The organism is Patescibacteria group bacterium, assembly GCA_004297735.1.
GTDB lineage: Bacteria > Patescibacteriota > Saccharimonadia > UBA4664 > SCTI01 > SCTI01.
The window spans coordinates 346,354-369,486 of record SCTI01000002.1 but is presented as its reverse complement, the minus strand read 5'-3'; the positions used below and the strand labels follow the sequence as shown (position 1 = coordinate 369,486).

Genomic DNA, 23,133 nt, shown 5'->3' with positions numbered 1-23,133 from the left:
GGCTATACGTTAGCGAACAGCGTTACGTTGTTGTCGGCCACTCGCATAATGCCACGTGTCACCTCAATTTCGACCGTATCATAACCGGTATCCACCCTTACAATCCCCGGAGATATTAGGGTAAAGAAGTTGCCGTGGTTAAACAGCACATCAAACGGGCCGGTAGCGTTTTGGGCCGAAAGCGACAACGCGGTACCCTTGTAAAAGGTTTGGTAGGGCGAAAAAACCTTAACCTTAAAACGCGGCTGCTCAGCCATTAAATTAAGATCTCCTCAAGCTGCGACAGGGTGTCGGCCAAGCTCACAAACTGCCCCGGCTTACCGGTTAGCTCCTCCGATACAAAGAAGTCTTGGTGGAAGAACTGAATCAGTTTTTTAGCCTTTTGGTACTGCTGACGATCCTCTGGACTTAGCTCATTTTCGCCAATAATAGTGATGATATTCTTAAGCGAATCATACTTTTGCATGATCGCTTGAACGCTGGTTACCAGCATATAGTGACGGTCGCCAACTATTTCTGGCGTCAGCAAAGAGGAGCTGGTGCGGATTAAATCTACCGCCGGTCTAATGCCGCTTTCTGCCACCGACCGAGACAGCACGATTACCGAATCAAGCTGCTGCTGAATCTCCTGTACCGCCGGATCGCTAATATCATCGGCCGGTATGTAAATGGTCTGCACCGATGTAACCGAACCCTGTTGGTTTGAATAAAGGCGATCTTCCAGCTGTTTTAGGTCCGAAAACAGGGTCGCCTGGTATCCGCCCTCCGAAGGAATCTGCCCCATACTGGTCGACAGCTCGTTTCCTGCCTGAATATGGCGGTAGATGTTGTCAATAAAGAACAGCGAGTCACGCTTTTCTTCATCACGAAAGTGCTCCGCTAAAGCCGCTGCCGTCATGCCCACGGTTGAGCGCAATGCCGCCGTCTCGTTCATCTGACCAAAGAACATCACCGCCGAACCCAGCAGCTTACGCGCCCGCAAGGTTTCATACAGCTCATGACCTTCGCGAATCCGCTCGCCGATACCGGCAAACAGCGACAAACTTTTGCCATCACGCGCCACGTTGTGAATCAGCTCCATCATTAGCACCGTTTTACCAACACCGGCGCCACCCACAATGCCGATTTTGCGGCCCTTAACAAACGGGGTAAAGAAATCAATTACCTTTATGCCGGTTTCAAGCACCTGCGGAGTTTCGGCTTTAGCTAGCTGAACCGCTGGCTTAACCTCATAAATTGACTTGCGCGGAGCCTCTTTTAAATCGGCGCCACCGTCGATTGGCTGACCCAGGGCGTTAAACATTCGCCCCAAGGTCGATGGCCCCACCGGCACCGTAATGGTTTGAGCGGTGGCCTCCGCCTTTGATCCGCGCACAACCTGAGGTACGCCTTCTAGAATAATGGCGGTTACTTGGGCGTTTTGCTCAAATGACCGAACTTCGAGTGTGGCGGTTTTTTCGCCCTTTTTTATGGTTAGCAGCTCGCGAATTGCCGGCGGCTCGCCCACCCAAGTCAGCACCGCCGTTAAACTGTTAACCGCCGTCACCATGCCGTAGCGCTTTCCGGCTACACTGTCTTTGGTTGTCTTGGTTGCTACTTTAGCCACGGCTCACTCCATTGGTAACTTTTATACTACTCATTATCTCGCGAGTTCGCTCATCCCCCTGTGACCGTAACGCCCGATGCAGATTGAGCTTTAAGTCCGACTGCATGTCGTTAGCTCGAGACTTGGCCGCGTGCATGGCGTTAAAGCGACTGGCGTATTGAGCCAACTTAGATTCAAGCATGATCTGACCAAGAGCGATTTCGAGCATCACCGACTCCATATAGTTTATAACTTCGGGCAGAGACGGCTCAAAGATGTAATCGCGGCTCGAAATAACATCTCCGGCGGCGGCTTTTTGGCCCAGCGCCGCCACAGCACTAAACAGCTCAATCCGGGCAATGTCTTGATGTAGCAATGAAACGTAGGTTTGATAGTACATGGTCGCCCGCTGATACTTACTTAGAACCTCGGCAATTGGACCCACCTGAATGTTTTGGTCTTTTTCTGGCAACCGGAAGGCCTGTTTGGGCCGAATACCACGCCGCGACAGCAAAGTAACACCATGCGCTCCAATCACGTAGATATCGGCTTTATCCAGGTTGGGATGATTTAACATCGCCGTCATAATCCGCTCATCAATGTCACCAATCAGCGAGCCATCCGAGGTCGCCGCGATCACCGCTTCTCGGTCTTTAATCAAGTCCTTGCGTTCGCGACCTAGCTCTTTTTCGTCGACTCTTAGCTGGCTGTATAAATTCCACAGCTCATGAAAGAACTTGGTCGAAGCGACTACCTGGTCTTTAATTTGAGCAATGTGGATACTCGCCACCGCCTCAAACACCGAAGCCATGTCCTGAATCGTGTCGACCTTCTTTAGCTCATCCTGAATCACTAACGCGCGCTTCATACCGACACCCCAACCTTAACCTGTGCCAACAGCTGCTGCACCTCTTGGCTCCAATCCTCGGCCGGCTTACCGGCGGCGCGCTCGGTGGCCAGCTTTTTAAGCAGCGGGATGTTAATCGTTACCTTACCCCCTCCAGCTAAAACCGTCGCCAACATTAAATACTGAGCCGTTACACTGTGAAGCTCTTGCGGGGTTTGGCGGTAAATTTCGTATACCGATCGACCCAAAGCTAGATCGGCCTGAGTTTGAGCCGCCAGCTCCGACCCGAACTGAGCAAACTCAGCCGCCTGCCGGTAGTCGGCAAGTTTGCGGAACAGATTAACCGTTAAGGTTTTCCATTCTGGGCTCTGAACTCGCCCACCGACGCGCGAGACCGACAGTCCAACATTAACCGCCGGCCTGACTCCGCGCCTAAAATTATCTTGATCAAAAATGATCTGACCGTCGGTAATCGACATTAAGCTGGTAGAAAGATAAGAGGTGATGTCGTCATTTGGGGTGAGCACCACCGGCAGCGCCGTCAAGGTTCCGCCGCCTTTGGCTAGCTTGCCGGCTCGCTCCAGTAGTGAGGAGTGCGCATAAAACATGTCACCAGGGTATGAGTCACGGCCGGGGCTTACCTCCGCCAGCAAAGATAGCTCACGATAAATCTTGGCGTGACTGCTCAAGTCATCATAAACCACCACCACATCCTTGCCCTGTCTCCAAAAATACTCGCCAACCGTACAGCCAACATAAGGAGCTAAATAGGCGAGGCTGAGCGACTCAAAGGCGCTCGCGACAATTACAATACTGCGCTTAATTGCTCCCGTGGTATTAAGGTGCTGGATTAAGGCGTCAATCTCAATCTGTCGCTTGGCAATTAAAACGTATATAACCACCCTGCCTTCCTGGGCTTGACTGGTGGTTAGTTGGCGTAAAAAGGTGCTTTTGCCGGTCTTGCTATCACCCAGTATCGCCATGCGCTGGCCAAGCACCAAGGGGAACAAACTGTCCACAATCGCCACACCACTAACCAGCTGCTTATCGACTAGTTGGCGCTCGGCTACACCCGGAGCGGTGGCAAAAACCTCGGCGTAACCGGTCGGCGTGATCGCGCCTTTGCCGTCAAGCGCCTCGCCCGCCACATTCATCACTCGACCAACCAAAGCGTCGCCTACGCCAGCCTGGTAGGTTTCTTGCTCTAATACGCCAACCGTACCGATGCGTATGTTTTTGACCGAAAAAGCCAGCACCTCAACGCAATGATCATGAATTGCCCGCACCAAACCACGCTCGCCACATTCAAACAGTATTAACGAGTTTACGCTAGCACCTTCGAGGCCCTTAATCATCAAATCCAAGCCTTTAAGGCTAATTACCTCGCCGTTGGTCCGACCATCATCCATTAAGCGCTGAAACGCCTTATTGTCATACATTGGCTAAAATCTCCGTTAGACTAGCCGGATTGCGCTGCAGCCTACTTCGAAACGACTCATCGATCGTGGCGTTGCCGGCTCTCACTATCAAACCACCCGCCACATCGGGATTAGCATGGAAGGCTACCAATGCTAGCGAGTTAAGATTGGTGCGTATCCACCCAACCAGCTCTTGCTTTAAGCTGTAGGGTGCCGGCGATACCAGCGTAATATGAACGACCGGTAGCTGAGCGGCCAACGACTCCAGCTCACTCACCAGCTGCTGAAGCTGTTCCTGGATTGATAGCTTGCTGGTGGCCGGTAGCAGCTCGAGCAAAGCCTGGCTTTCGGCCGAGGTTGGTGCTTCGGGAATTGGTTTTTTACTTCGCAGCGCCTTACCCACCGCTGCCGCGTACAGCGTCAGCTCCTCAATGCAAAAATGCAGATGGTCGGGCGAATAAACTTGATTAGGAAGCGCCTTTATCACTGCTTGACCTCTTTTTTCAACTCATCCTTATGCGCCTCGAGCTGAGCCAACAAGTACTCACGCTGAGCCCCCAAGTCGGCCCCTTGGCCCAGCGCCTCGACTAGGTAAGAGGTTACCGCCTGTCCCAGGCGCTGATCCAGGCGTTCCAACAGATACTGCTGCCGTTTAGCTAGCTCACTGTTAACGTCGGCCTCCAGCGCACGCTGCTTTTCTTCGACCGACTGCTGCATTTGCTGCAAACTGGTTAAGGCTTGTTGGCGAGCAGCCACCAAGCTCTGACGGTACTCATCTAGCTCCCGTTCAACCACCTCGGTCGTTAAGCGCACAATCAAGGTGTTGAGCTTTTTAGATGTTTCGGCCAGGTCCGATCGAAACAGTTTTGATGATTCGCTCACCGATTGCTCAAATGAGCTCTGGGTTTCCTCCTGTAGTCGCTTGAGCATGGCTTGCTGCTGCGCCTCGATCTGCTGACGCAGCTCGGCTTCGCTGGCGGCCGAAACGGCTGGCTTAGCGGCAGGCTTGACCGGCCGGCGGGCCCGCCACAACACAACTACAACCAGCCCGGTTAATAGGATTTGAAGACCAATAACGGCATAAAGAATTTCTGTCATACTCACCTCATTACAACCTTAATACTATAAAGGCCGCTCCAACCGCCACCGCAAAAATTGCCACAGCCGCCAGCACCACCCTTAGTAACCCGCGATAAATTTTAACCTGCGCCATCGGATTACGACCAATCGCCGTTAGCGTGCTGTGCACCGACGAAAACAGCAGTACCGTAATTACAATAATGGCTGCCATCAAAATGATAAAGCTTGTAATCACTCTCCAGGTGGTTACCTCGCGGCCAGCCACCGAGTTGGCTACCTGCTGCAAAAACTGTGGCACCTGAGTGTTCGACTGCGGTGGACTGTAATAGGCAATTTGCAGCAAAACCTCTGCCGTGCCAATTTTTACCTGTTTACTCTTGCCACTACTATCCGATACCGTAGCGGTTTGGCCGCCGTATTCGGCCGCCTTCTGGGCCACTCCAATCACCTTGGTGGCGGAGGTCGCCTTGGCGCCCACGCCCTTAATCGAAGATGGGGCAATTTGCGTGCCGCTGGTAATGTCGCCCTGCAGATCGGTCACAATTACCTTGGTTAGGCCATTACTCGCCACCTGCACTTGATCACCCGGGTTAGACAGATTTAGCGCCGTGTCACTGCCACCAACCACCGCGCCAACCAGCTTATCGGCATTTGAGCTATCGGCCAACTCAACCTGATCACTACTATCACCCTTGGACGCGACCAAGGCCCCAATTGCAATCTGCTGATCGCCACGGTAGCTCTGGCTGATCGCTGCTGCTACCACTGCCGGAGCCGCCAGCGCTAGGGTTACTACCACAGCCACCACCACTCCTAGCGTTTGCCTTGGAGCGGTTCCAGTCAACAACTTGTAATGGTGCCGTAATCCCACCTCGGTACAGTGCTCTCAATTATCTCATATATTATAGCAGTTACGCTTATATCTAGCAGCCCCAATTTACAGCTCGTATGCGGCGGGTTATCATGGTCAATATGCCTAAGTCGGTTATCTACAGTCGTTACATCGCTTTTACCCAGGCCCTGGTTGCCACCCTGGGGAGCCTCGCCCTCAGCGAGATCGCTAAACTACCGCCCTGCGTGCTGTGTTGGTACCAGCGCAGCATGATGTACCCGTTAGCGATTATTTTGGCGGTTGGAATCGTTCGCCGCGAGCGCCAACTTTGGCAGTACGTTCTCCCGCTGTCACTAATCGGCTGGATCATCTCCCTGTACCACACCCTGTTACAGTGGAAGATCATCCCCGATACACTCGCCCCCTGTGTCCAAGGTGTATCCTGCACCACCGTCCAGGTGCACCTACTTGGGTTCATCACCATCCCATTTATGTCGTTAGTAGCTTTTACTGTTATTATTGGTTGCATGATCGTGGAATGGAGGAGTTCAGATGAGTCGTGAAGCTAAAATTTTAACCGCCATCTTAGTGCTAGTTGTTGGCGCCATGGTTGGACTGTTTGTTTTAACCGGCAGCGGCAGCGATAAGCCAGCCAGCACCGAAAAAGCCGATAGCAGCAAGTTGATTCGGGACAACAGTCATAAGCAAGGTAGTGGTTCGGTAACCGTGGTTGAGTTTGGTGACTTCCAGTGTCCGTCTTGCGGACAGGCCCAGCCGGTGGTTGAGCGAATCAAACAGGAGTATGGCGACAAGATCACCTTTGTTTTCCGCAACTTCCCACTCCCAATGCACCAAAACGCAATCGCTGCCGCTAAGGCTGCCGAGGCTGCTGGAGCCCAAAACAAGTACTGGGAGATGAACAGTAAACTGTATGCCAACCAGCAAGAGTGGAGTGAGCTATCAAACCCAAGTGAAAGCTTTATTAAGTACGCCAACGAAGTAGGTGTGGCCGATATTGAACGCTTTAAAAAGGAGATTGGCGACAACACCCATACCGCCTTCATCGAAGCCGATAAATCCGATGGTGAGGCCCTGGGCGTACAAGGTACCCCGACCTTCTACATTAACGGTCAACAATCCGATAGCTTTACCTACCAAAACCTCAAACAGCTGATCGATCAGCAACTCGGTCAAAAGTAAGCTCACTTAAAAAGCGGCGGGCTTGGTTTCGCTGGACTAAGGTGTCTCGAGTGGTTTGCTTGAGCTGCTGAATCATCCTACTTAGATCCTCTAGACCACCCAATAATGGCTCGTCGGCCAGCTGTCGCTCTGCGACGTACAGATGCCGCTGAATCAGGGGTAAAATGTCATCAACCGTATTACTCCAAAAACGGTGTCTTAAACCAGCCATAGTTTGCGGATCGGCCAGGTTGAGGGTTTTGCCGCGTTGACTTTTAAACTCTGCTCGAAGTACTTGAGCCGCCACAAAATTAATTTGGCCTTCCGCCAAGTCCTGCGACCAATCATGAGCATCATCATGTAGCTGACGGGCGGCAATTAAATGACGCAAGGCTAGTTTTAACTTTCGGTTAACCGAGCCATTATACTCATACCCCAAAGCCACTAGCGCCCCAACCGGCGCAATTAAGTGACCACTTGATCCTTCGGCCAACCGGCGACTACTGCCGTATTCCGGCAGCTCATCGACCCGAACTCTCGAACCCTCAAACCGGGTGTTTTGCTGCTCCCAATGGTGCGCCATATCCATAATTTGCAGCTGTCGGTCAGTCCATCGCTGGTACTCACTATTGCCACTGGCCTGCCAAAAATGGCTGCGCATTTGACCAGTCCACAGCTGGATTAGTGGCTGCAACCGGTAATCGGCCTCACCATCCCGAACGTCATCCGAAGCGGTGTAGGCCAACCAACCATAAAGTGACCCTAAAATTAAGTGATTGCGAGCCGTCCGATGGCCTTTGGGTAGTTTTTTATTTTTGGGCTTAATCTGTAACATGATGTGCGGCACCAACGCCGTTACCCCGTGGCTGGCATCCAGTTTGTGTACTTTATTGAGAATTGGTTCGGCCAAAATTTGGGCGGACTGCGGCAACCTTTGAATATGACGCCTGACCGCCGGCCACATTGGTGCGGCTTTTGCAGACTTTACTATCGCAACCGGCTTGGGCACGACCGAACCGTCCATTGCCTGCACCAAACACAACGCCTGGGCCGCTAACGCGGTTGTCATCGACGCCGACCCCGCGTAGTAACACCGCCCAGCCTTAGCGGGGTCATAGCATAATCCTGCAGCCGGCCACGAACCGTCCATGACCTGACTATTTATCAGCTCTTCCACGAGCGGCTGAATCGTCGAACGACCGACTCCCAGCCAGACCCCTGCCACCGTCAACAAAGCTAGCTCTAACAAGCTATGATCTTTACGCGCCAGCTCCGCCCTCCATCGATCCTGCAACAAACTCCTAAGTTCGCCGCGGCTCCATTCCGCCAAAAAGTATAGAATCACTGCCTCGCCCGGATAATACCGCGACCTTAATTCACCCTCTTTTACCGCCACGGTTAGCCATCCTTCAAGGCCCGGCAAGTTTACTCCCAAACGCCTCATTAAAGACCAAATATTGGCATTTACAGCCACGTCTACATCCCGCCATTCGGCATCCGCCGCCCTGCCAACCAGCCAGGTTCGATATGGTCCACCGGGCTCAACCTCAACGGCCATCAGCAGCTGAGCCAACTTGGCTAGCACCTGAGCGCTAAGCGTATTGGGATCCTCGAGTGTCAGGGCCAACCAGCCATAGCTAGTGTCATCCAGGTCATCTGGATACGGCTGCTGACTAGCTCTATCACTACCTCTCACCCAGTAATTAAAGCTGCCATGCTCCCCAACCTGCCCCGCCAAAAAACCAGCTAGACTTCGCCTAACCCTAATCGCATCCGGAAGCTCCATCCCATTAAGCGCCCTCAATATCACCGCCATTGGCAAAATTGCCTGATGCCTATCAGCGCCAGTAAAATCATCTACGCTTGAACTACTAAAACAATCAAAACTGCCACTTTTATTTTGCTGACTGGCAACAAACTTTATTGCCCGCCGATAGCTCTGATCCAAACCGCCATCAATCATTTTCACCCGCCCTTTTCACCGGCAGAGTAGCGGTAAAACGGGTGCCGAGCTTGGGCCGACTGATCACTTCTAGGCTGCCGCCAAAATCTTTTTCGGCCGCCGTTTTAGCCAAAGCCAAGCCAATACCTGAGCCACGTCCATTATCTTTAGTGGTATAAAACGGATCAAAAATCCGCTTCATAGAGGACGGCTTAATTCCCACTCCCCAATCCTGGACCGTTATTATGCAACTCCGATCATTTTCAACCGCTCGCAACACCACCTTAGCCGGCACTTCAGCGGCCGCTTCGTCATATGCATCAATTGCGTTTACGACCAAGTTGGCAATAATCTGACTAAACGCCACAGGATCACCATACAACTTAGCGGTAGGAGAGACATCTATCTCAACTTCAACCATCTTTTGACGACGACGATACTCCAGTATCTGCATCACCGAACCTATCTCCTCCTCCACCACAAACAGGCGGCGCGAACTACTGGCTCGCAACTGTCTGCTAACCGTATCTACATAACGCTCGATATAACTGAGACTCTTACGGGCCTGCTTAACCTCGTCTGACTCTCCTGCCAAATCCAAGTTCAATGAAGCCGCCGCTAAAGGATTCATTATGTCATGCACCAGACCCGAACTGACCCGCCCAAACTCTGCGAATCGCTGTAGCTGCAGCATCTGCTCTAGCTGACTCAACTCTAACTGCCGGGTTCGCCGCTTTACCTTTAGCTCGAGCGAATTACGCTCAATCTGCAGGGCGCGCTCACTTACCCTGGCGCTATGCAGTGAGTGCATAGTCTGCCGATGAGATAACCAGGAAACCATCGCAATAGCCGCAAACGTGACAGCAAACACAATCGCGTCAGTTGTATCTGGATTAATGTGCTGCCACTCTGTTCTAGCGGCAATAATTCCTTGCTCCTGAAGGCTAGCTAGCAATGCCATTACTACGGTAGTTATAACCATTAAGGTAATTGCCCAGCGAGCATCAAGCAAAATACCAGAAACGGTGATCGCTAGGGCGCAGATCAATAAACCTTGAGGCAGCGCCACGCCCCATAACATTAAGGGTACTATCCCGCATATTGCCAGAATTAAAACAAATAAGTAAATTGCTGCTTCCAGGTACCAATATCTAAGCCAATAAAGAAACATGAAAAGTGTTAGGCAGATCATTAATACCAAGGGATGAGCTCCCTGATAATTTGCAAGTACCAGAGAGTTGATCAGGGTAATAATGAGCGATATCAAAGCCGTACAGATCAAACCAACCAACATCACCGATAAAACAAATTCTTTGCGGCGGCGCTCAGGATCAGATGACTTTAGGCGCAAAATTTTACGACCAAAATTTTCTAAATTTGTTATTTTTATGAGCTTGCGAGGCCCCGCTATTACAGCGCGACCCCGCTCCGCTCCCCGATAGATCATCCTATGACCCCCATGGAATGAACTCCCCGGCCTGTTGGGCTACCACCTTCGCTAACTTTTCTTGGTCGCGAACGCTGGTATCGGTTAAAACCGCTTCAATGATCTCACTCATACTCATCACCTCCTTTTGCCACCGATTGCTGGTTGCGGTAATTCCAACTTGTAGCCAATTCCATGGACCGTCTGTATCATCCGCACACCAAACCGACGGTCGATTTTGTCGCGCAAGTATTTAATATGCACATCAATTGCATTGGTCCAAATGTTGTCATTCATCTCCCAAACATGATCTAGGATCATTTGGCGGGTCAGAGTCTTGCCGGCACTGCGAGCCAGATATTCTAGCAAATCAAACTCTTTGCGACGCAACGGAACCGATTGGCCGCGCATCGAAACGCTACGACTCGCGGTATCAACCACCAGATCACCCACCACAATTTGACTGTTGTAGCTGGTGCCGCCCTCGCGGCGGAGCAACGCTCGAATACGCGCCTTAAGTTCGTCTAAGCTAAAGGGCTTGGTCAGGTAGTCATCAGCCCCTACATCTAGCAGCGAAACCTTGTCCTGGACCTCAGCACGAGCGGTTACCACCAAAATCGGTGTGGTGTAACCATTTGCCCTCAACTTACTGCAAACCGTTAAGCCGGAGCAGTCGGGCAAGCTAAGATCTAGCATTACCAAGTCATACTGGTTGATGTCAGCCAAGTGCAGTCCATCGTGTCCATTTGTCGCTACATCGATAATGTAGTTCGACTGTAGACTGCGCCGGATCGCCGCTACCATCGCTGAATCGTCTTCAATTACCAATATGCGCACGGTTTTTGCCTTTCCCTCGCAATTATTTGATATTATGCGGATCTTTCGCCCAAAGAGCAATTGATCGTATTTGGATAATAACAATCAAATATTAAATAATTATTAAATTAAGGTACTGACCTAAAAATAAATGAAAAGCCTCCAGGTTTGGAGGCTTTTAGCTCTGACATCTGACTAGCGTTCGATATTAGCTTATTTGTGGTGGCGCGTGCGCCCTCCCAATGGCACGTGATTGTTTGTTTGTATTTTGTATCTTTTGGTTTTCCCCCTCAACCATGTATCCCCCTTGCTTGTGTTTTTACACCATATATAGAGCTTTTGTATTATTTATAACTCTATATATAGCATAAGCGTTTATTTTTATAAGCGCAAGGGTTTTGTAAGCACAAAAAAACCGGCTAACTGCCGGCTTTTTAAAGTTTGAACCTTCTAGAAAGGTTTGGTGGAACCAGCTTGATGCTGGCTTGGCTCAACCCCACCGTAGGAACCCGATCCGTAACCGTTAACCTGGCCGCCGCCCATTGTACCGGTAAGACCCTTGATCATTCCCGAGATGCCAACAAGTGCCATGGCACCGGCACCGACGCGCACCAAAAACTCTTTGCGATCCATCTCTTGCGATAAAACATCGTCAAGTAACTTAGCCATATAACTCCTATGTCTGTTTTAATGCTTGTGCTTATCCTAACTGAAGCGGGCCGGACTGGTCAAGAGTGGTTTTAGTTGGAGTAGTCGGCTCGACATGGGGTGCTTCCATAAACGGTTGATCGTTAATAGGAGCTGGATCGGTCGCAGCCGCCACGACCGGAGCCGGCTCTTGCTGATTAGACTGACTCTGCAAGTAAGCGGCCAGCAGGTCTGGCTCCACCCATTGAACATCTTCTAGACCGGTTATTCCATGGCTCATCATCGCCTGCCTTTGATGATGTCGCCGATTAAACGACCAAACCATTAAGCCGGAAATTTCATAAAGCAAAATAATTGGCACCGCCATTAAAACTTGGCTCATAATGTCGTAAGTTAGCGGGACCGCTACCACAAAACTGCCAATCACCACCCATTTGCGCCACTTACCAATTGATCCGGGCGGAAAGCGCCGAATCGAGTTAGCCACCAGTAAAATCAGCGGGAGCTGAAACAAAAAGGCCATCAACATGAGGTAGCTGGTGGCAAAGGTTAAATACTCTTTTGCCGAAATCCAAGCGTTTACTGGCCCAACATTAAACATGCTAAAAAAGTGAATCGAAGCTGGTAGCACCACGACGTAAGCAAATAGCACTCCGGCGGTTGCCAGTACCGCCGAGGCCGCAATAATGACCCCAATTTTTTGACGACTCAGCCGGCTTTTTGCAAAGGCCGGCTCAAAAAAACGGATGCCGTTATACAAAAATACCGGCAGAGCAATCAGTCCACCAGCCAGCATGCACACCTGCATGACAAACAAAAAACCACCGCTGGGCGAGGTGTAATAAAGCGGCATATTGAGTGGCTGGGCCAAGGCGCTAATCAGCTGGTTGCGGAATAAATATCCAATCGCCGCCCCAGCAAAAACCACTGCCACCGACCAAAGCACTCTGGACCGAAGCTCGTACATATGGTCGAGAAACGGCTGGTGGCCATGATGGATAGCAGTGGTTGTCGCCACCGATATCTAGCTCTTCTTAGCGGCTGCGGTCTTGCTGCTGCGAGTAGTCTGAGCGGTCTTAACCTGACTATCGTCATCTTCGCCGCGAACACCCTTGCGGACTTCACGTACCGAAGTACCGATGCTGCGAGCCAATTCAGGAATCTTCTTGCCTCCGAACAAGATCAAAACGATCAGGAGGATGATTAACAATTCTTCAAACTTGCCAAAAAACACTACTTTTTCCTTCCCCACTTAAATCACACGTTAAGTTTATGATATCATGAGCATAAGCATTGTAAAAGGGTAATTTGGTGGAAGTATTTAGTCAGCTTATGCAGTTTTTATCTCACTTGGTACTTCGAGCCCAAGCTTACGGCGAAGGTACTTATGGGGGTCTGCGCTACGGCAGCACCGATAGCACCGGTGGCTTTAATCTGCCTCTACCAAACACCGGTCCCGGCCTACTGTTTTGGGGCGGAGCAATCTTGCTAGCGGTAGCGGTCGGTATTTTTGCCTGGCGCTTTTTTGCCAAACGGCGCAAGCGATCTACAGATCAAGCCGCCGCACCCAGCGACACCGACCAGCTACTTAAATACTGACAACCGAGGGTCGTCGAGCGGGGCTTTTAGCCTGGACCTTAGCCGGCACCACCTGCTCCTGCCTCGCAGGATCTGGCTTCGGCAATAACTGCAAGTTGCGCATTAGCAGCACCAGCCAGACAAAACTTACGCCAAAGGCGCTTAGTTCGAAGGCGGTTAAACTCAAATACCCAATACCCTGGAATAACCAAACCATTATCGTTAACACTAGAGCGATCATGTATGAGGTATAGGTAAACTCGCGCGAAATGGATGGAACATACCAGCGTAAGCCGACTATCATTGCCAAGATAAATACTACTAGCAAGGTCGCCGACCAGTTATGTAGATATACCAAAATAGTATCTGGCGTGTAAGGAAACAGGCCAACTCCTGCTAAAGCCAAGGCTGTAGCTATAAACAGTCCCTCCAGGATTTTGATGTGCTGGGCTGATTTACCGTAAAGCTGTTTTGGCTGGTCAAAAACAAACCGCGATAGTGCCACCATCATCAAGCCAGAAAATACCAAGGTTAGGTTGAAAGCTAAGCTGTTGGCTGAGTCGGCCGACCCCAGGTAGCTAAAGTTGATCTGCCACCAATTGGCCTGCTGGTTTGTTACCATCGCCAACAACACTCCTCCAATTAATACCACTGCCAGCATCGCCACAATCTGGCCAATATTAATATTCAGCGCCAAAATAATTAACGCGTAGCTAGCCATACCGACCATCGCCGACACCAATAAGGCGGCTGTATATGGGTCAAACATCAAGCCCTTAAAAGCATTGGTAAGCACAAAACATAGTAAGGCCACCAGCGCCACCACAACCACGGCATGGGATATGGTCAGGGTTGTAATATCTAGAGCCCGGGTAGGACCGTTCAGTTTTTGCCATGCACCTCGGTTAATCTGACCGTAACGATAGGCGTAACCAAACACCAAAATACCAGCCACCAAAGTACCATAAATTGCTATCCTGGCTATAGACAGCTCACCGGTGATTCCAATGGTTGGGGCGCCACTGGCTACGAACCATGCCAGAGCCACCAAGCCAACAACAACGGCCGGAACCGCATACCACCTAAGTGCTATGCGGTCGGCCGCCGCCGCCGAAATGCCGGTCTGTAGCTGAGACATTTTTACCTTTGGTCTAATCCTGAGGTCATACTAGACCCATTGTTTTAACCGCGTCAACCATTACCCGCTTAATAGTTGTGATCGCTAGTTTCAGCCAACGGCTTCATTTCGTCGCCATGAGCCAAGATTGCGTAAAGTACCAAAGAATCAACGATCAAGGCCATTACCGACCAGACCGGTAGAGCAAACAAGAAGAGCAGGTTTGCCAAAATTGCCAAAGACACCACCACGGTGCCAACGGCTCGCCCTAGCGCGCTGCCGCTAAACAGCGAGATGCCCGAGCCAATCAGCAGGACACCCAGCAAGGCATGTACCCAGCCCCACGAGGTCAAATCCAGCAAGTAAACCCCCTGGTTAGCAAATACTAGCCAGTCACTGTTAAAAATGGCGGCAAAGCCAACGACTAGTTGGTACACCCCCGATAGCATCATCATCGCCGCCCCAAATGCTACCCAGCCAACCCAGCCGGTTGTTTTGGTTGTTGTTGTTGCCATAACTCCTCCTCCGCGGCATCCCCGATCTGCTGCTATGTTAACTTACACTTTTAGCTTACTCCCGCAGCCATCATCTAGCTTTGGCAATTGCCACAATTACAACTGCCACTTTGTAAGATCTGTTGTTGATTACTTACAACATAGGTGTATTATGGCTGTATAAAGGGTTGTAACTATGGCGAACACACAGACAAACTCAAGCCTAACCGTACGGATGCGAGTTTTAATTGGGACCGCTTTTGGCGCCAGCCTACTATTACTTATTGCCAACTCGGCGCTCTGGTTTAACAACTACATCTTTAACACCACCAACTTCACCAATGTTACAACCGAGGCGCTACTTAGCGACTCCAGCCGGACCGCCCTCGCCACTGCGGTGGTCGACAAGGCCCTCCAAAACCGACCCGTAGCACAGCGCGCAATTCAAGAACCGGCCACCAAGCTAGTCGCAGGACTACTTGATTCAAACGTCGCCGAAACAGTGGTGGAACGTAGCATCAGCCGATTACACACCATCATCACCTCAAAAGATCCCCAGTCGATCGAAATCAACCTGGTTCCAATCAAGGACACAATCACCAAGGTGCTCGACTTAGCTGAACAAACCACCGGTAAAACGGTTGATGAAGACCGCTTTAACCCAGAAGACCTCCCCGACACCATTACCTTGGTTGACGCCACCAAGCTGCCCAACATTTACGTAATGGGTACGGTGTTGCTATGGCTAGGGCCCATCTCGCTACTGGCCGCACTTGGCCTATTGGTCTACCCAATTTACCGTCAACGCCAAAATCTAAAGGCGCTGCACGTAGTCCTGGCGGTTCAAGCCGGTTTTGTGGGTATATTCTGGATCACCGCCCTCATGATTGGACCGTTGTTTAAGCCACCTATCCTGGCGCAGGTCTCCGACACCAATGTTCGTACCGTGGTCGAAAACGTCTACAACGCCTTCATTACAACCTTTAACAACCAATCTAGTATCCTGCTCGCTATCGCCCTAATTCTGCTAGTTGCCGCCGGAGCCAGCTGGTACTACCAGGATGTTTACAAGGTAAAACGAAGTTAAGTTATAAGTAACATAGAGAAGTAAAAACAAAGCGGACCCCACCCGAAAGTGAGGTCCGTGAACTTTGACACGTTGAACTCCTCTGCGACCGCCTTCAGAATCAAGTCGGCCTTTTCTTCAAACGTCATTATCGCCTCCTGCAGACATTTTTCCACACAGCGCCCGAATCGTTGGGCATGGCCAGCGACGATGGTAGTAACCCTCGAATGTCCCTAACTCATCATGGGCCGGACCATCGGGTAAATCGGGCTGAGCAAAACAATGCTCGCACAGCTCTACCGGTACGAAGTCGTTGGTCTCATCATCGAAACACTCGCCGGTAACCGGCTTGTGTATATCTTCGATGGCAGTTGGAGTTGGCTTAGGAATCGGCCATTCCTGAGGCCCATAAACGACAAAGTCGATGGCGGCTTCAAGGGCGATAGCAATTTCCTCACCTTCTTTTCGACCCATACTCCACTCCTGTGAGTCGTCCCTCCAAAAGGAGACATCCCACCACTTCCACGATTTTTCGGTAATTAGATCTAGCTCTGAGGCCTTAGTCCTGAAATGCTGGGCTAGCTCCCCTGCCTGCTTAATGGTCAAATACTGCTCAACCTCACCCTTACCCCACTTGGGAAACAGCACGCCCCGAGGGCTATTAAAAACCCCGTCAGCAACGATTGCAGTAATTATTCCATCCCCTAGGGCAGAAGGGGCAGAGGTGAATAACGCCCACTCAAAAGTTAGACTATAAGTGGATGCCTTTGATGCCGCCATATCTGCCTGAGCTATATAGCTCAATACCAGTATCTGCATGGGTGTTAGCGGCTTTCGCTCATTCAGCATGTCAATCTCACTTTCGCTTGTGCGAACAAAAATGTGAGCCGTAGCTCACCTGGGATAATTCTATCACGTCCGCCGACAAGAGCATGATGCTCTCATACCTTAAGCAAAATGTGAATAATGAATTACCGGCGATACTCTGGATTTTCAAAGTCAAAGCGCTGGCCATCGTCCCAAGCTGCCCGCTGGTTGCCATAGGGTGGCATGCCGCCAGCCTGTTTAAGCATTCGCGCCAAATGCATCAAGTTCCAGGTCATAAAGGTGGTGTTGCGGTTGGTAAAGTCATTGTCCGGACCGCCCGAGCCTTTATCTAGATACGAAGGACCAGGCCCAACCTCGCCAATCCAACCGGCATCGGCCTGCGGCGGAATCACGTAGCCTAAATGCTGCAGGCTATACAAAACATTCATGGCGCAGTGCTTAATTCCGTCCTCATTGCCGGTAATCACACATCCGCCAACCTTGCCGTAATAGGCATACTGTCCCCGATCATTTAGCTCGGACGAACAGGCATACAGTCGCTCAATCACCTTTTTCATCTCTGAACTATTATCTCCTAGCCAGATTGGCCCGGTCAGCACCAGAATGTCCGCTGCCTGAACCTTTTTATAAAGCTCCGGCCACTCATCGCTATCCCAGCCGTGCTCGGTCATGTCTGGGTACACTCCTTGCGCAATATCATGGTCTATGGCTCGAATCAGCTCGGTCTTAACTCCGTGCTTCTCCATAATTTCACGACTGACACTCAGAAGCCCCTCGGTATTACTTACCTCCGGAGATTTTTTTAAGGTGCAGTTAATGAATAATGCCTTTAATCCGGAAAAATCGAGATAAACTTTAGTTTCTGTCATGAGAAAGCTCCCGTTACTTGTTTAGTATACCCGAAAAACTACAGCCCCCGATATTACTCGGGGGCCACTTCATCATCGCCTTGAGACGCGATTGCCTTGAGTGCTGGAGCAATCAACTGCCAGACCTCCTCGGGAGAGATGCCCTCAACTTCGGCTGTCTGTCTAACCGTTATAGCAACCAGCGACGCCAAGAGCAGACAGGCACCAATTGTCTGCTCTTCCGTTGCGCGTGCAAGCATGGCATCTTGAACATCTGAGTCCTGGGCGATAACGGCAGTCACCAAAGCAACCGCCAAGTCAGAAGCCTCCGGTGGATTCGGCATAGTATTCTCCCGGGTTGAAACAAGGACAAGAACAAAACGAGCCGCCTACTTGGCCGCTCACTTCACCGTTAGTGTAGCATAACAAATACCTACTCAGGCAGAAGGCGGCGGAGCCATAACCTCTTCCTTAAGTGCTCTTAGGGTTTGAATTACCTCGCGTATCTCTTCTGCATTTGCATCAGAAAAACCCATTTCTTCTTCAAGCACCCTTCCATCTTCAACATCAGCCTCCTGCTGCTCTTTGCGGTTTATTACCGCGGTACTGTCCCCCTCCTCTTGCCTCATGTTATTGTGAAAGTCTTCGTCGGTACTACTCTCTATACTAGTCTGAATCGTGTCAACGCTATCGTGAATATCATAGTATTTAGTAATTGAATAACGCTCTCCGTCTTCATTCAATTTCATGCCCTCCGATTCCTTGATTCCTACCGAAAAATAGCTTGGCGGATCTGGATGCAACTCGCTCGATTTATCAACATCTAGTATTATTACTCTTCCGTCTCTCATTTGGTAAGAAATCTCTTCATACAAATTGCCTTCTACTACCTCTATCGTTGCGCTTTTGAGCAAACTGGGGCTGCTCGCTAGCTCTAGTATCAGCGCCTTAAAGTCACGCTTATCCTTCTCGGTTATTTCTTCAAACTTCCTTATTTCACCACCCGGACTTCCGAACCGCTCCCCCGACATCAACCAATCTCCTGCATAAATATTTAGTGCTGATCTTCAGTGCCTATACTACCATTCTTCCTTTTATTAAAAATACCGCCTATGCTTGTAAAAACCGGATTTCGGCATCAATATAACTCTAGTCCTCCGATCTTTGAAAGTGAGTTCAGATGGCCAATAACACTCTGTCCGATAGCGAACGACTGAAGCAGCTTGAGGGCGAGATGGCCAAAATGGCTGAAGCTCTTGATCAGCTAACCAGTGCAAAAGAAGACAACCAACTTCTTAAAGAACTGGGTGCCTCCGAGCGAAGAACCGCTGAGGCCACCCTCAAAGCCGCCCGCGCAACCACTGCTCTTCATGGCGCCAAGCAAAAGATCGCTTCCGTAGAAGCTGATCGAGATCTTCTGCGTATTCAGGTGTCAGTCATAAAGGAGGAGCTAGCGGCGGCCTATCGTCGTATTGCACGGCTCAAGGTCAATTCGTCCCCTGACTATGTAGCCGCTATCACGGTTAGACCAGCCCTGGGCCAACATGGAGAGCTGGTTTTTCACGTGATAGACATGGTCTCTCAGAATATGGGGATTGATCCAGAAAATCTTCGCACCAAAACCCGAATGCCTCAAATAGTTAAGGCTCGCTGGATTTTTTGGTACGTCATGCGTGAGGTGTCCGAGCTATCTTACCCGCAGCTTGGCAGAATGCTCGGCGACTACAGCCACACGGCGGTCATTCATGGTGTGGCTAAGGTCAAGCACAGCCTCGCCGATGATCCAGATATGGCGTGGGTGCCTGCGCTGATTACCTCAATCAAGCACAACCAGCCCAACTAAAGGCAACCAACGGGAGGGGCCAAAACCCCTCCCGAAACCGTATTTATATCCGTAGAGCCTACAGCCGATTAGGCTGGCTGGCTCAACCTTTTAGGTTGCGGGCGTGGCGGACCATAACCGCGGCTTCGTTGGCCGGGATCACAAACACCGCCGCGGGATGAAAGCTGGGACTAATGTCGACCAGTTCAGTTGGATCGGTAACCTTGTGGTTGAGCTTGGGATCAGCCGCTAAACCTAAAAACAGCAGCTTCGAAAGGATGCGCCGACGGATTTGCGGGTTACGCTCGCCCACGGTGCCGGTGAAGACTAGCGTGTCAACACCGCCCATCGCGGCCGCCATCTGACCAATAGCCTGCTGAATGCGATAAATGTATAAGTTGATGGCCAGGCTGGCCCGATCGTCACCCAAGCTTTCTAAATGGAGTAGCTGTCGCAGATCGGAGGAAGAACCACTAACACCTTGTAAGCCGGCGGACTTATTGAGGTAGGTCTGAAGCTGCGAATCACTCAGTCCTAACCCGTGGCGCAACGCCGATACGGCAGTGGGGTCGATACTGCCCGAACGCGTCGCCATCATCAAACCTTCGAGTGGCGAATAGCCCATGGTGGTATCAACGCTCTTACCATCGCGAACCGCGGTCACGCTATCGCCGCTGCCGAGGTGACAAACCAACAGGCGATGCGGCTGATGGTTGTGATCTTTAAGCACCGTTATGGCCGATTCAACCGACAGGCCATGGTAGCCAAACCGCTGGATATCGAGGCGGTCGGCATCCTTGGGTGCAATAGCATAACGGCGAGCAATCTCCGGTCGAGCGGCATGAAAAGCACTGTCCGATATGCCGACAATAGTGGTATCCGGAAAATGTTTACGCAGTGTAATGATCTCATGCAGGCTGGTGTGGATATGGAGTGGCGCCTTGGCCTCAAGCTCACTTAATTTTTGAACTGTAGCGGCGGTCATCTCGCGATCATGCTGAAAAAAGGTTGAAGGCGCCACCACTCGCACCGCAATGCGTTCAATATCGGCGTCGCTTTTAACTAACTGTAGGTTTTTAAGCAACTCGAGCAGTTGCTGGCCGCACTCCCGCAGCGTTTTTAGGTGAGTATGAACTCGCTCGGTCACTCCATTTTGAGTGTAGCGAAACACAATTGCCTCGCCCACTTGCTCAAAATGCACCGACAAAACGCAGGTTAAGCCGTCGTACAGCCCATACTTGCGGCTGGCGCCACCCGGGTTGGCTACGAGCGTGTAGGTTGCCATTGCCATCCCTCGATTTCCGGTAAATCAACGCCGTGCTGCTTAATGTAGGCCGTGTTTGCTTCAATTCGCTGCTGGTAGGCCGCAATTGTGTGCTGGGCCTCCTCATACGGAACCACCTCGCTGGCCGCCAACCGCTCCATCACCTCGATAGCTAGATGGTAGCGACTGGTCCGATTGCGTACGTGCATATCAAATGGGGTTGTGGTTGAGCCGCTTTCAATATAGCCGTGCAGGCTGAGGCGCTGAGGGGTGCCGCTCAAATAATCAAAGAATATGGCCTTGAGTGTTTCTGGGTAACCATGAAAGTTGCAGATGATTGGCTTGTCAGGCGTGAACAAGCTAAGGAAGGACGCCTGGGTTAAACAAGTGCCAACCGCGCCCAGCCCGCAACTGGTTAGCGACATTATGTTCACAAAACGCAACTTAACCTTTGGCCAGTCGCGCTTAACTAGGTCGATAGCCGCCAGAGCCTCTTTGGTGGTGTAATCACCGGCCGCGGTTAGCACCACGTCTGGATTATCGTCACTCGCAAAATCCCAGATGCTGGCGCCTTGCTTAAGGTTGCGCCGAGCTTCGGCTAAAGTCAGCCAGCGCGGCTCCTGGGTTTTACCGGCCACCAGCACGTTGATCTGACGGGTCGAGCCAAGCATATGCTCGAGTACTGCCAAAGTGCTGTTGCCGTCGGGCGGAAAGTAGACGTCGGCAAAATCGCCCTGCCGGCGCAACACGTCATCAATAAAGCCCGGGTTCTGGTGAGAAAAGCCATTGTGCTCCTGGCGCCACCCAGAAGAGGTTAAAATATAATTAAGCGAACCAATTGTCCCCCTCCACGGTACCTGGCGCGACTGGTTTAAGAACTTGGCGTACTGATCCATCATGCTGGTAACAATCGGCACAAACGCCTCATACGAAGCAAACAAGGCATGGCGCCCGGTTAAAATGTAGCCCTGCGCCAACCCCTGCAAGTTGTGCTCACTCAACATCTCCATTACCCGGCCATCCGGATCTAAATCACGATCCCATTCTTTGATTGGCCACTGCCAAGACCGGGCGGTACTCTTAAATACCTCGTCCAGCTTGTTAGAGTAAGTCTCGTCCGGCGACATCATTCTAAAGTTGCGCCGATCGGCGTTTAACTTAAACACCTCGCTCAAAAATAGACCGGCGCGGCGCATGCTACTACTGCCAACCTCTCCCGGGCTAGCCGGCTCTTCGGCAAACTGCTCTGCCGCCGGCAGCTTAAGTGGTTCATACACGCCTTTGCCGCCCATGGCATGACGATTCAAGCCTAGCCGATCCTCCGGCTTGGGCATGATGGCCTCCGCCAAACTGGCAAAGCCCTTTTTGGTGTCGAATAATTCATTAATTTTGTATGAGCTGAGCCAGTCGCGTAATAACTGCAGCTGTTCCGGGTCGGTCTTGGCCTCAGTCAGTACTACTTGGTGAGCCAGGTGATTACCCTCCACCTTGCGCCCATTTAGCTCCTTAACGCCGGTCCACCCCTTAAGGCTGCGCAACACGATCATCGGGGAATGAGGTGGCACCGACTTGCCCGACTTCAAACTCTTAAATCGATCATGCGCCCACTCCAGCGCCTCCTGCATAACCTCGTGCCCATCGCTAGCGTTAACAATTCGCGGCTCGTAGCCATAACCGGTAAACAGCGCCGTTAGCTCATCGTCGCTCATGCGACCAAAGATGGTCGGTGCTGAAATTTTATACCCATTAAGGTGTAAAATCGGCAGTACCATGCCTCCGGTCTTCGGGTTGAATAGTTTATTTAAGTGCCAAGCGCCGGCGATTGGACCGGTCTCGGCTTCGCCATCACCGATCATGCAGGCCACCATTAAGTCTGGGTTATCCAGCGCCGCGCCATAAGCGGTCGACAGCGAGTAGCCCAGCTCTCCACCCTCCAAAATTACACCGGGAGTACCGGGGTTGCTATGACTCGGGAACCCGTATGGCCAGCTAAAGTTTTTACAAATGTAGCCAATGCCCTCCAGGCTAGACTTGGCCTCCGGGTAAAATTTTTCTAAGGTGCCCTCTAAGAACAGGTTGGCCTGTAGCGACGGAAAAGCGTGGCCAGGACCTAGCACAAACATCATTTCTTGTTGGCGCTTTTTAGCCAGTAAGCTCAAGTGCGCATAAGCAAAGCTGACTCCGGGGCACGAGCCCCAGTGACCCAACAACCGCGGCTTAACATCATCAGCCGTTAACTCCCGCTCCAGCAAGAAATTATCTTGCAAAAAAATCTGGGCGGCCGTTAAGTAGTTGGCCGCTCGTAAGTACTGGTCTAACTGAGTGCTCACCGATGACATATAT

General features: G+C 51.2%; 26 protein-coding genes. 5 read left to right on the top strand and 21 right to left on the bottom strand.

Features of this window, described 5'->3' with window-relative positions; genetic code table 11:
• Positions 1 to 2: 2 nt before the first annotated feature.
• The 7 genes from EPO04_03625 to EPO04_03595 are packed head-to-tail and all read right to left on the bottom strand — an operon-like array spanning position 3 to position 5,735.
• Positions 3 to 257, bottom strand: coding sequence for a hypothetical protein (locus EPO04_03625; GenBank protein ID TAK89162.1), 255 nt, complete (start codon positions 255 to 257; stop codon positions 3 to 5).
• Positions 257 to 1,606 (bottom strand): F0F1 ATP synthase subunit beta, encoded by a 1,350-nt coding sequence (locus EPO04_03620; protein ID TAK89161.1) that lies wholly within the window; start codon positions 1,604 to 1,606, stop codon positions 257 to 259. The genes EPO04_03625 and EPO04_03620 overlap by 1 nt, the downstream gene beginning before the upstream one ends.
• Entirely contained in the window at positions 1,599 to 2,453 is an 855-nt protein-coding gene (locus EPO04_03615; protein ID TAK89160.1) for a hypothetical protein, read from the bottom strand. Before EPO04_03615 ends, EPO04_03620 begins: the two co-directional genes overlap by 8 nt.
• Positions 2,450 to 3,871: a sodium-transporting two-sector ATPase gene (locus EPO04_03610; GenBank protein TAK89159.1), complete on the bottom strand. Its 1,422-nt coding sequence runs from the start codon at positions 3,869 to 3,871 to the stop codon at positions 2,450 to 2,452. Before EPO04_03610 ends, EPO04_03615 begins: the two co-directional genes overlap by 4 nt.
• Positions 3,864 to 4,337 carry a hypothetical protein gene (locus EPO04_03605; GenBank protein TAK89158.1) on the bottom strand — a complete coding sequence of 158 codons (474 nt, stop codon included), beginning with the start codon at positions 4,335 to 4,337 and terminating at the stop codon, positions 3,864 to 3,866. The genes EPO04_03610 and EPO04_03605 overlap by 8 nt, the downstream gene beginning before the upstream one ends.
• On the bottom strand, positions 4,334 to 4,948 hold the full coding sequence (locus EPO04_03600) for a hypothetical protein (protein ID TAK89157.1): 615 nt from the start codon (positions 4,946 to 4,948) through the stop codon (positions 4,334 to 4,336). The genes EPO04_03605 and EPO04_03600 overlap by 4 nt, the downstream gene beginning before the upstream one ends.
• Before the next feature lie 10 nt (positions 4,949 to 4,958).
• Positions 4,959 to 5,735: a hypothetical protein gene (locus tag EPO04_03595; GenBank protein TAK89156.1), complete on the bottom strand. Its 777-nt coding sequence runs from the start codon at positions 5,733 to 5,735 to the stop codon at positions 4,959 to 4,961.
• A 167-nt stretch (positions 5,736 to 5,902) separates the two neighbouring features.
• Here EPO04_03595 and EPO04_03590 point away from each other — a divergent pair, with 167 nt between their 5' ends.
• Positions 5,903 to 6,325 (top strand): disulfide bond formation protein B, encoded by a 423-nt coding sequence (locus EPO04_03590; protein TAK89155.1) that lies wholly within the window; start codon positions 5,903 to 5,905, stop codon positions 6,323 to 6,325.
• Complete coding sequence (locus tag EPO04_03585; GenBank protein ID TAK89154.1) at positions 6,315 to 6,962, top strand: hypothetical protein; 648 nt, start codon at positions 6,315 to 6,317, stop codon at positions 6,960 to 6,962. Before EPO04_03590 ends, EPO04_03585 begins: the two co-directional genes overlap by 11 nt.
• Here EPO04_03585 and EPO04_03580 read toward each other — a convergent pair.
• The 6 genes from EPO04_03580 to tatA form a co-directional block, all read right to left on the bottom strand.
• Positions 6,925 to 8,910, bottom strand: a complete 1,986-nt coding sequence (locus tag EPO04_03580; protein ID TAK89153.1) for a hypothetical protein — start codon at positions 8,908 to 8,910, stop codon at positions 6,925 to 6,927. The genes EPO04_03585 and EPO04_03580 overlap by 38 nt on opposite strands.
• Complete coding sequence (locus EPO04_03575) at positions 8,897 to 10,330, bottom strand: hypothetical protein (GenBank protein ID TAK89152.1); 1,434 nt, start codon at positions 10,328 to 10,330, stop codon at positions 8,897 to 8,899. The genes EPO04_03580 and EPO04_03575 overlap by 14 nt, the downstream gene beginning before the upstream one ends.
• 117 nt (positions 10,331 to 10,447) lie before the next feature.
• Positions 10,448 to 11,146 carry a response regulator transcription factor gene (locus EPO04_03570; GenBank protein TAK89151.1) on the bottom strand — a complete coding sequence of 233 codons (699 nt, stop codon included), beginning with the start codon at positions 11,144 to 11,146 and terminating at the stop codon, positions 10,448 to 10,450.
• A 429-nt stretch (positions 11,147 to 11,575) separates the two neighbouring features.
• On the bottom strand, positions 11,576 to 11,794 hold the full coding sequence (locus EPO04_03565; protein TAK89150.1) for a hypothetical protein: 219 nt from the start codon (positions 11,792 to 11,794) through the stop codon (positions 11,576 to 11,578).
• Positions 11,795 to 11,825: 31 nt separating this feature from the next.
• Positions 11,826 to 12,791, bottom strand: coding sequence for a preprotein translocase subunit TatC (locus EPO04_03560; GenBank protein TAK89149.1), 966 nt, complete (start codon positions 12,789 to 12,791; stop codon positions 11,826 to 11,828).
• A gap of 6 nt (positions 12,792 to 12,797) precedes the next feature.
• Positions 12,798 to 13,007, bottom strand: coding sequence for a twin-arginine translocase TatA/TatE family subunit (gene tatA, locus EPO04_03555; GenBank protein ID TAK89294.1), 210 nt, complete (start codon positions 13,005 to 13,007; stop codon positions 12,798 to 12,800).
• A 77-nt stretch (positions 13,008 to 13,084) separates the two neighbouring features.
• Between tatA and EPO04_03550 the strand changes: the two genes are divergently transcribed.
• Positions 13,085 to 13,372 carry a hypothetical protein gene (locus EPO04_03550; GenBank protein ID TAK89148.1) on the top strand — a complete coding sequence of 96 codons (288 nt, stop codon included), beginning with the start codon at positions 13,085 to 13,087 and terminating at the stop codon, positions 13,370 to 13,372.
• On the opposite strand, the gene EPO04_03545 is transcribed toward EPO04_03550, so the two are convergent.
• Positions 13,362 to 14,489, bottom strand: coding sequence for a DUF998 domain-containing protein (locus EPO04_03545; GenBank protein TAK89147.1), 1,128 nt, complete (start codon positions 14,487 to 14,489; stop codon positions 13,362 to 13,364). The genes EPO04_03550 and EPO04_03545 overlap by 11 nt on opposite strands.
• Positions 14,490 to 14,557: 68 nt before the next feature.
• Positions 14,558 to 14,983, bottom strand: a complete 426-nt coding sequence (locus tag EPO04_03540; GenBank protein ID TAK89146.1) for a hypothetical protein — start codon at positions 14,981 to 14,983, stop codon at positions 14,558 to 14,560.
• Between the two features lie 175 nt (positions 14,984 to 15,158).
• Between EPO04_03540 and EPO04_03535 the strand changes: the two genes are divergently transcribed.
• The gene (locus EPO04_03535; GenBank protein ID TAK89145.1) at positions 15,159 to 16,049 is read left to right on the top strand and encodes a hypothetical protein; all 891 of its coding nucleotides are present in this window, start codon (positions 15,159 to 15,161) and stop codon (positions 16,047 to 16,049) included.
• 117 nt (positions 16,050 to 16,166) lie between these two features.
• Here the strand turns inward: EPO04_03535 and EPO04_03530 are convergent, their stop codons facing one another.
• The 4 genes from EPO04_03530 to EPO04_03515 all read right to left on the bottom strand — a co-directional run bounded on the left by EPO04_03530 (position 16,167) and on the right by EPO04_03515 (position 18,735).
• Positions 16,167 to 16,808 (bottom strand): hypothetical protein, encoded by a 642-nt coding sequence (locus EPO04_03530; protein ID TAK89144.1) that lies wholly within the window; start codon positions 16,806 to 16,808, stop codon positions 16,167 to 16,169.
• A gap of 191 nt (positions 16,809 to 16,999) precedes the next feature.
• Positions 17,000 to 17,725: a flavodoxin family protein gene (locus EPO04_03525; GenBank protein ID TAK89143.1), complete on the bottom strand. Its 726-nt coding sequence runs from the start codon at positions 17,723 to 17,725 to the stop codon at positions 17,000 to 17,002.
• Between the two features lie 53 nt (positions 17,726 to 17,778).
• Positions 17,779 to 18,048 (bottom strand): hypothetical protein, encoded by a 270-nt coding sequence (locus EPO04_03520; GenBank protein ID TAK89142.1) that lies wholly within the window; start codon positions 18,046 to 18,048, stop codon positions 17,779 to 17,781.
• A gap of 93 nt (positions 18,049 to 18,141) precedes the next feature.
• A complete protein-coding gene (locus EPO04_03515; protein ID TAK89141.1) occupies positions 18,142 to 18,735 on the bottom strand; it encodes a hypothetical protein in 594 nt (197 codons plus the stop codon).
• Between the two features lie 149 nt (positions 18,736 to 18,884).
• On the opposite strand from EPO04_03515, the gene EPO04_03510 reads away from it, so the two are divergent.
• Positions 18,885 to 19,547, top strand: a complete 663-nt coding sequence (locus tag EPO04_03510; GenBank protein TAK89140.1) for a hypothetical protein — start codon at positions 18,885 to 18,887, stop codon at positions 19,545 to 19,547.
• An 82-nt stretch (positions 19,548 to 19,629) separates the two neighbouring features.
• On the opposite strand, the gene EPO04_03505 is transcribed toward EPO04_03510, so the two are convergent.
• Together EPO04_03505 and EPO04_03500 are read right to left on the bottom strand one after the other, a co-directional pair.
• Positions 19,630 to 20,817, bottom strand: coding sequence for an acetate kinase (locus tag EPO04_03505; GenBank protein TAK89139.1), 1,188 nt, complete (start codon positions 20,815 to 20,817; stop codon positions 19,630 to 19,632).
• Positions 20,790 to 23,129 carry a phosphoketolase family protein gene (locus EPO04_03500; GenBank protein TAK89138.1) on the bottom strand — a complete coding sequence of 780 codons (2,340 nt, stop codon included), beginning with the start codon at positions 23,127 to 23,129 and terminating at the stop codon, positions 20,790 to 20,792. The genes EPO04_03505 and EPO04_03500 overlap by 28 nt, the downstream gene beginning before the upstream one ends.
• Positions 23,130 to 23,133 lie beyond the last annotated feature (4 nt).